This is a genomic window from Neobacillus drentensis (assembly GCF_036966985.1).
Classification (GTDB): Bacteria; Bacillota; Bacilli; order Bacillales; family Cytobacillaceae; genus Neobacillus; species Neobacillus drentensis_E.
In genome coordinates, this window is the sequence record NZ_JBALSN010000609.1 from 337 (window position 1) to 2,900 (window position 2,564).

The window sequence follows — 2,564 nt, forward strand, 5'->3', positions numbered from 1 at the left end:
TGGTCTTGGGGAAACAAAGGAAGAAATCATCGAAACGATGGACGATCTTCGAGCGAACCATGTGGATATTATGACAATTGGTCAATATTTGCAGCCAACCAAACATCATTTAAAAGTTCAAAAGTATTGGAGTCCACAAGAGTTTGAGGAACTAAAAACGATCGCCATGTCAAAAGGATTTAGTCACTGCGAGGCCGGTCCCCTTGTTCGCTCCTCTTATCATGCGGACGAACAGGTCAATGCCGCAACCGTAACAGTGTAATGAAATTGGCGTTAGGAGAAGAAAGTCCATGATGATAAAAATGACAGAAGCGGCCATCAACAAACTTAAAGAAATGTTGGCCAATGAAAATTTTAATCCTCGGATTGATGCCGAAATTAGCGGCGGATGCGGAATATCTGTTAAGTTTTCGATTGTATTTGATGAACCTAGGCGCAACGATTTATGTATAGAGATCGAAGGGATCCAAATTCAAATAGACCGTTTTACAAAACGCTATTTAGATGAAGAAATGCATATTGACTATAGCGAAGAACAAGGTTTTGTAGTTGGGGAAAACTTTGCCTCTAGTGCATGTGCCATTCTAATCGATTAATCGGATAGAGAAACCTTATAACTATAAAGGATGTTTCATTAGTTTTATAGCAAGTTTTCCGATAGATATAATGTTAAGAGGAGATAACGGACATGACAAAAGAATATGATGTCGTAATTATCGGCGGTGGCACGGGTGGGTACGTGGCTGCCATTCGCGCTTCTCAATTAGGTTTAAGAGCGGCGGTTATTGAAAAAGGAAAAATCGGTGGAACATGCCTTCACGCTGGTTGTATTCCGAGTAAGGCCCTATTAAGAAGTGCAGAAGTATTCGCTCAAACAAAGCATGCAGATAAGTATGGTGTAATTGCCCCTGTAGTTGGTCTTAATTTTTCAAAAGTTCAGGCCCGGAAAGAAGAAATTACGGATCGCCTATATAAAGGTGTCCAACATTTAATGAAAAAAGGAAAGATCGATGTTTATGATGGAAAGGGAAGTATTACACAGACAAAAGATGTGTTAGTCGAATTGAATAATGGTGAAGGGGAAGTCATTTTAAGCCCCAAAAATATTTTAATTGCCACAGGATCCCGTCCAAGAACACTTCCAGGCCTTGAAGTGGATGAGAAGTATGTAATGACTTCGGATGAAGCGCTAAAAATGAAGAAGCTTCCGGCTTCTATCATTATCGTTGGCGGCGGTGTAATTGGAATTGAATGGGCATCAATGCTTTCGGACTTCGGCGTCCAAGTTACCGTAATTGAATATGCCGATCGCATTTTACCAACAGAGGATACAGATATTTCAAAGGAAGTACAGCGTTTAATGAAGAAAAAAGGAATAAAAATCGTTACTGGAGCAAAAGTACTTCCAGAAACCCTGGAAAAAAGTGAGGGTGTTTTCATTAAGGCGGAGCATAAAGGCAAAGAAACCCCATTTTCTGCCGACAAACTTTTGGTATCTGTAGGGCGATCTCCAAATACAGAAGGATTTGGACTTGAAAAAACGGCCGTTGAACTTACTCCGATTTTTATTAAAACAAATGAGTTCTACCAAACAAATGAACCCAACATTTATGCAATTGGTGATGTCATTGGCGGCTTGCAGCTTGCCCATGCTGCTTCACATGAAGGGATCATAGCTATTGAACATATGGCAGGTAAAACTCCAAAACTACTTGATTCAAACCTTATTGCCAGATGTACCTATTGCAGTCCAGAAGTAGCGAGTGTTGGTCTCACAGAGGAAGCAGCAAAGGAAAAGGGATACCTAGTGAAAGTTGGTAAATTCTCCTTCCGTGCGATTGGGAAGGCATTGGTTTTTGGTGAATCTGACGGATTTGTCAAACTGGTTGTTGAAGACGGAACAAATAAGCTTTTAGGAGCACATATGGTAGGTCCCCATGTAACGGATATGATTACGGAGGCCGGGCTTGCTTGTGTATTGAATGCAACAGCAATGGATATTGCCCATACAATTCACCCGCATCCTACATTAGCCGAAGCAATTGGTGAAGCTGCCCTTGCTGTGAATGGACAGGAAATTCATGCCTAACCCATTACGAAGGTATTAGCCCTTCTAAACTACATAAATATTAACCTTAAGGATGGTGTAAAAGCGGTGATCACAAAATCGAAGCCTAACCGGGCAAAATTATTAATTTCATGTCGAGAAAAGCCGGGTATTATCTCGACTGTCACTAATTTTTTATTAGAACACAAAGCCAATATTGTCCATTTTGACCAACATACAACAGATCCAAGAGCAGGTATGTTTTTTATGAGAATCGAGTTCGAGTTGGAAGAATTTGAATCTTCTATTAAAAAGCTTGAAGAGGATTTACATGAGATCGCGCGGGATCATGCCTTAGATTGGCAGTTGAGCAGTAATGAAAAAAGAAAGCGGATGGCTATCTTTGTTTCGAAAACTGATCATTGTCTTAACGAACTTCTTTGGCGCTGGAAATCCAATGAAATTCCAGTAGATATCCCAATGGTAATTAGTAATCATACTATTTTAAAAGAAGTAG

The 2,564-nt window shown here is 40.2% G+C and carries 3 protein-coding genes and 1 pseudogene; all 4 read left to right on the forward strand.

The window, feature by feature from the left end; genetic code table 11:
• Positions 1-262: pseudogene (locus V7659_RS28955) on the forward strand (lipoyl synthase); the annotation flags it as partial.
• Between the two features lie 28 nt (positions 263-290).
• Entirely contained in the window at positions 291-596 is a 306-nt protein-coding gene (locus V7659_RS28960; RefSeq protein WP_335543502.1) for an iron-sulfur cluster biosynthesis family protein, read from the forward strand.
• Positions 597-688: 92 nt separating this feature from the next.
• On the forward strand, positions 689-2,089 hold the full coding sequence (gene lpdA, locus V7659_RS28965) for a dihydrolipoyl dehydrogenase (protein ID WP_335543503.1): 1,401 nt from the start codon (positions 689-691) through the stop codon (positions 2,087-2,089).
• 66 nt (positions 2,090-2,155) lie between these two features.
• On the forward strand, positions 2,156-2,564 hold a 409-nt coding region (locus V7659_RS28970), incomplete at its 3' end, for an ACT domain-containing protein (RefSeq protein ID WP_335543504.1).

Excerpts from the sequence above, each read along its gene's own strand:
- V7659_RS28960 (WP_335543502.1), top strand. The coding sequence starts at position 291 with ATGATGATAAAAATGACAGAAGCGGCCATCAACAAACTTAAAGAAATG.
- lpdA (WP_335543503.1), top strand. The coding sequence starts at position 689 with ATGACAAAAGAATATGATGTCGTAATTATCGGCGGTGGCACGGGTGGG.